The sequence below is a fragment of the Wolbachia endosymbiont of Drosophila seguyi genome, from assembly GCF_028981765.1.
GTDB lineage: Bacteria > Pseudomonadota > Alphaproteobacteria > Rickettsiales > Anaplasmataceae > Wolbachia > Wolbachia pipientis.
The window spans coordinates 1-5,523 of record NZ_JAPQLM010000100.1; the positions used below are offsets into that span (position 1 = coordinate 1).

Below are 5,523 nucleotides of genomic sequence, written 5' to 3' on the forward strand. Positions count from 1 at the left end.
TAATTAAAAAGGCATATGAAGAACTAAATAGATTCAACTGGTCAGAGAAAGAATTTATTGCCTACGAACAGGAAATAAAACGTATTCGTGATGAACGGGCTGTTCTTGAACAAAAACTTGATGATGCTAAAAAGGAAGGAAAAATTGAAGTTGCAAAAACAATGCTAGCTAATAATGTTGATGTCACCACTATTGTTAAGTTTACTGGCCTCTCCATGAGTGAGATCAAAGAATTGCAGAATTAAGTGGACCCGCAAACGGTTACACGAAATAATGCTGCAGCCTGACCAGGTGATAAGTAGATTTAGCCTATTTATCTTTATACTTTCATGTCAATTTTATAAATCAAATTTATTTCTGTGAGTAGCTACAATTTAAAGACCTTGCTTCATCAATGTAATGGAACAAAACCTTTTTAGTAAGTTCAAAACCCTCTAAAGTCTCTCCTTCGCATCTTGCTGTAATGCAGTTTTGCGTATTTGATACCCTAAGAAGCCACCAACCTTTATTATCGGTTACCTTAACACCATCAAGATCTGAAAATACAATATTTTGCTGCTCCAGTGTTTTCTTTATTGACTCAATTATTTGAAACTTTTTCTCATCTTTCACTACAATCTTCACTTCATGAGTGATATATAACTTCGGTAAATCCTCAATCACCTGAGATAGGCTTTGGTTTTTCTTAAGCAAAATGTCAACTGCTTTAACAGCAGAATATAGCCCATCATCAAAACTTAGCTCAGAAAAGAAGAAGTGCCCGCTTAATTCACCAGCAAACTTTGCCTCTTCCTCTACCATCTTCTTCTTAACTAGTGAATGTCCAGTAGCACAGGTGATAACTTGCCCTCCTAACTTGCTAACAAAATCATGCACTTTCATACTCATTTTTACGTTAGCAATAACTTTGCTTTCTGGATATTCCTCCAACACTTCACGTGCAAAAATTATAAATAAATGGTCATTGGAAACAACGTTGCCTTTATTATCAATTAAGCGCACCCTATCGCTATCGCCATCTAGCGCAATGCCAAGATCACATCCATATTCCTTCACAATGTCAATTAATTGAGCAAGATTTTTTTCCTCTATGGGATCTGGATCATGCAGTGGAAATGCCCCATCTATAGAGTTATTGGTTACGATGTGCGTATGACCAGGCAAGATCTTTTCAATATACCTTATAATTCCACTTGCTGGACTATTTCCACAATCCCAGGCTATTTTTAATTTCTGTGTAGTATCGTTCTTCACTGCACTTTTCAATATGCTAATGTACTCACTATATATATTTATGTTAATTAAGCTTCCAATTCTTGTGCTGTTTTTAATTGGACTGCTTATAATTTCCTTCATTTCTTGATCTGAGAAGACTTTTTTATTACTAAAAAATTTAAAGCCATTATATTCGCTGGGGTTATGAGAGGCAGTTATTATGATACCAAGATCCGCCTGTGTGATTTGTGTTGCAGCGTAAAGCATAGGTGAAGAGCATAGCCCAACGCGTATAACATTTGCACCGGATAAAGTTAAGCCCCTAATTAATTCTCTTTCTATACCTGGTGAATCTATTCTGCTGTCGTAGCCGACACAAACACTAGCTACGGTTTGGCCAAACTTTCTACCTATCTCGTACCCATCATTAATCTGCAAATCTTTGCCTACTATACCTCTAATATCGTATTTTCTTATAATGGTATTGTCCATACTGTACTTCTTGAAGTGACTACTATATAACATTTTGGCCAAATGCTCAAGTTTATTTATCCAACAATTAGTTGATTTTTTAAAGAAATCTGTTAATATTATAGTATATTTTTAAAATGTAAAATTATGCCACAGGAAAACGAAAATGTATTTATAGCTGAAAGTCAAAGTTTAGATGTAGATGAACAAAAGAAAAATGATACTTTAAATGTCATTGAATCTTGCAACGATCTTCAGGATTTTATCAAAAGACTGGAGGAAGAAAATTTAATCTGGTACTTTATTGGTCCTTTACGCAAAGATGAGGACATTACAGGACAGATAAATTTAAAGTGGGAAAAGGAGTTCCAAAAATTTGAGCAATCAATAGACGCAATGCATAAAGAACTTAAGTCGTCTCTGCCTGGTCAAAATTTCTTAGTGTATCCAACAAAGGATAATGACTTCAAAATTAGATTTGAAAATGAAGAAAAACCAATAGAAATTAGCAATATTTTAAGGACCAGCAGTGAAGGTAAGGTTTATAACATATCTTTAGGGAAAGATAGTCAAATAACTGCAACCAAAAAAGGCAGCGAAAGGCACTATGATTTTACTGGTTCAAGCTCATGTGAAATGACCATTAATTGGCAGGCTAAGGATTCTGAAGGTAACAGCATAGACTGTAGCATGACCGTAAAATTGGATTCTGGTGGTATACAGAGTGTTATTGGTGAGCCAAAATTTGGAGGAATAACGAGTTCAGAAGAAGTATTAAAGTTAGTTGGACAAAATAAAGAAGTTTTTATCAACGGAAAAACTCTGTATCAAGCTTTTACTGGCATATCCAAGAGTGTAGACGATCAGCAAGTACCAGCAGAGGAAATATTTACAAAAGATCTACACCACAGTCACCTACACCAAGCAGCAGTGGGTATTCCTCTCCTAGCACACCTTCTTCACGTAGAAGTTCTATATCCACCAGCAGTGAATTTAGTGATGAAGATGAAATATTTGAGGATGATATGTCTGGTGATGAAGAAGAGTATGAGCAAGAAGGATTAAAAGATGAAGTTGAGGAATTAGAGGAAGAAAAAGAAACATTTGCTAAATATTTTGCAGTGCAGGCAAAGCAGCTTGAGGATCTAAGATTAGAACGTGACTCCTTGAGAGATAAAGTCAATGAACAACAGCGAGCGATATTTGAAAGAGGTCAAAGAATAAAGGAACAAGAGGAAGAACTACAGGATAAAAATGATGTAATAAAGAACTTAAATGATCAGTTGAAAGATAAGGAAGGTGAAACAAATGAGGCAAATAAAGAATTACAGAGAAAATTGAAGCAAAGTGAAGCTAATTTAACTGTACTAAAGGAAAAGAATGCAAATTTGGAGAATGACCTGAAGAAAATAGTGGAAGGTTTAAAGGATGATCATAAAAAGCAGTTGGCAGAACAGTTAATGGAAACAAAAAAGGAAAACAATACATTGGCTGAAACGGCGAGCCAATTGTCTAAAGAATTAAATGAATTACAGAGAGAAAAGGAAGATTTAGAGAGGGAAATTCGACAACTTGAACCTGGAAGATCACTTGCAGATGAGCTAAGCGAAGAAAATACGAAGAGGGAAATAGAAAAACTTCAATATCAACTTAAGGAAAAGGAAGGGATGTTAACGTGTACACAGGAAGAGCTGGCATCTGTCAAAGAGAGTCTAGAGCAACTGCAGAACATATTACAGCAGGAAAAAGGTCAGGCAACTCAAACTGAAGTTGAATATGAAAGTAGAGGAACAAGCATGCAGCAGCAAGACCAAGGTATACAAGCTGTAAACAACAACTCAAGCAGAACAGCTAGTGGGTTAAGACAAGAAAACAAAAAATTGACTAGAGACAAACTAACTATATCTGAACAATTAAAACAAAAAATAAGAGAGATTGACGAGTTAAAGAAAAATTTAAAGCAACTGCAAGAAGAAAATAAACAACTAAAACAAGAAGTTACCAAAAATGCAGGAGTTGATGCATCATCTTCAACAGGTCAAAAAGAAGCTAAAGAAGCAAAAGTTATACCGCAAAACATTATGGATTGGCCTGTTCCAATTCCAGATGATAAACCGGAAGAGCAGAAAACTCCATTAGAGCCAATCAAGGTAAATACAGAATTATCAGATCCAAAATCAATCCCTGCTGAGGGTCCGGAAAAATCTCCTCCTCTTTCAAAATGATGAGTTTTGCTTCTATAGCTGACCCAAGCAACACGTCATCCCGCGATTTATTCGCGTTATCTCAGCCGCTAACACGTAGCGGGATACTTAACCGTCATACCGTGATTTATTCACAGTATCTCTTAGCCACTAACAAGCAGCGGGATGACAGCAATCCTACGTCATGCCGCCGCGGTACCTCTAGATCCCGCTAACTAGTAGCAGAATGACGAATTTTTGTTTTTCAAATTATAGCTAAACATACTGTAATTGCTATTGAATGATGGAGAGACATACTCCATTATTTTAGCACGAAGTAACAAATTCAATGAATTGGTTCTTCAAAAATAATTTAAACTTTTACAGTAGGTCATGAAATATTATAGCGATCTCATTAAAAGAAACTTTTATAAGTATCGTTGATGAGAAAGGAAAAGTTGTTAAGGAAGAAGTTGTTGCAAGCGAAAGTAAGGCAATAGCAGATTAGCCAAGGCAAAAAATACGAACCCATAGGAATAGAAAGTGGATAGTTGTCAATATCAATGTGCAAAGAGTTAAGGAGTTTTGGATTACCAGTAATTTGTGTAGATGCAAGGCATATGGCAGCAGCGTTGTCTGCAAGAATCAATAAGAATGATAAAAACGATGCGAGGGGTATAGCGCAGATGATGAGAAGTGTTAGTAAAATCAGTTGTCAAATTAAAATAGCGCTTGGAAGCAGAAGACAGCTAATGTGTAGCAAACAGCAGGTTATTGGAACAATAAGAGGGTTGTTGAAGATACATGGTCGGTAAAGGATCAAAATTTGAAACTTTCGCTTTAAGAATACAAGAGGCAATAAATAATTTGGATGAAATCAGTAGGAGTTCAATTGAAGCGTTAGTTTGTAGTTTGGAAGCAATAGAAAAGTCATTAAGAAAGCTTGACAAAATGCTTTCAGAACAAGGTGAAAAAGACGATGATTGTAAATTGTTAACTACTGTTCCAGGAGTGGGGATTATAGTAGCAATGACGTATAAAGCTGCAATTGATAACCCACATAGGTTTGAGAAATCTGATACAGTTGGAGCATATATAGGGTTGACACCAAGGCAATATTCTTCTGGAGAAGTTGATCGGCATGGCAGCATATCAAAGATGGGACCAGCGGAATGTAGAAGTATGTTATATGAAGCTGCACAAACAATGCTTACAGTTACCAAGAGGACATTTAAATTAAAAAACTGGGGTTGCGAAGAAAAAAGGAATGAAAAAAGCAATTGTAGCAGTAGCAAGAAAATTAGCTGTAATTATGCATAGGATGTTGGTTGATAAAACAGAATTTTATTATCAATAAACATCAAAAGAGCATAGGACAATAATTTTATTGAAAATAAAGATAGCAATGCCGATGGAAGGGACAAGCAAGAACTTAGTTAGACTTCGTGGTAAACATGTTGCCGTCCACTTCCGCCTAACAAGTATAATGCGGCTTGACAAATTTATTGTCATCTCAGACCGCGGAGAGAACCATATGCTACTTTTAACTTATGTAAAATTACCAAGGATTATGGAGAAGATATGCTGTTTTGATTTGTGTGAAAATTATTGTTGACTTATGTGCAATTAGAGAACCTAAGTCACTTTAGCTATA

Annotated in this window: 5 protein-coding genes and 1 pseudogene; 5 read left to right on the forward strand and 1 reads right to left on the reverse strand. The window is 35.7% G+C overall.

Translation table 11 applies throughout. The features are described from left to right. Positions 1-245, forward strand: a pseudogene (locus OZD62_RS02240) (Rpn family recombination-promoting nuclease/putative transposase); the annotation flags it as partial. Between the two features lie 106 nt (positions 246-351). Here OZD62_RS02240 and OZD62_RS02245 read toward each other — a convergent pair. Then, positions 352-1,707 (reverse strand): phosphomannomutase/phosphoglucomutase, encoded by a 1,356-nt coding sequence (locus tag OZD62_RS02245; protein WP_022626332.1) that lies wholly within the window; start codon positions 1,705-1,707, stop codon positions 352-354. Between the two features lie 126 nt (positions 1,708-1,833). Between OZD62_RS02245 and OZD62_RS02250 the strand changes: the two genes are divergently transcribed. From OZD62_RS02250 to OZD62_RS02265, 4 genes are all read left to right on the forward strand, one after another. Next, complete coding sequence (locus OZD62_RS02250; RefSeq protein WP_275019343.1) at positions 1,834-2,751, forward strand: hypothetical protein; 918 nt, start codon at positions 1,834-1,836, stop codon at positions 2,749-2,751. Next, on the forward strand, positions 2,712-3,911 hold the full coding sequence (locus OZD62_RS02255; protein ID WP_275019344.1) for a coiled-coil domain-containing protein: 1,200 nt from the start codon (positions 2,712-2,714) through the stop codon (positions 3,909-3,911). Before OZD62_RS02250 ends, OZD62_RS02255 begins: the two co-directional genes overlap by 40 nt. Positions 3,912-4,432: 521 nt before the next feature. After that, on the forward strand, positions 4,433-4,684 hold the full coding sequence (locus tag OZD62_RS02260; RefSeq protein WP_010081945.1) for a hypothetical protein: 252 nt from the start codon (positions 4,433-4,435) through the stop codon (positions 4,682-4,684). Continuing rightward, complete coding sequence (locus OZD62_RS02265; protein ID WP_010081946.1) at positions 4,674-5,189, forward strand: IS110 family transposase; 516 nt, start codon at positions 4,674-4,676, stop codon at positions 5,187-5,189. The genes OZD62_RS02260 and OZD62_RS02265 overlap by 11 nt, the downstream gene beginning before the upstream one ends. Positions 5,190-5,523 lie beyond the last annotated feature (334 nt).

Excerpts from the sequence above, each read along its gene's own strand:
- OZD62_RS02260 (WP_010081945.1), top strand. The coding sequence starts at position 4,433 with ATGTGCAAAGAGTTAAGGAGTTTTGGATTACCAGTAATTTGTGTAGAT.
- OZD62_RS02250 (WP_275019343.1), top strand. The coding sequence starts at position 1,834 with ATGCCACAGGAAAACGAAAATGTATTTATAGCTGAAAGTCAAAGTTTA.
- OZD62_RS02245 (WP_022626332.1), bottom strand. The coding sequence starts at position 1,707 with ATGGACAATACCATTATAAGAAAATACGATATTAGAGGTATAGTAGGC.
- OZD62_RS02255 (WP_275019344.1), top strand. The coding sequence starts at position 2,712 with ATGTCTGGTGATGAAGAAGAGTATGAGCAAGAAGGATTAAAAGATGAA.
- OZD62_RS02265 (WP_010081946.1), top strand. The coding sequence starts at position 4,674 with ATGGTCGGTAAAGGATCAAAATTTGAAACTTTCGCTTTAAGAATACAA.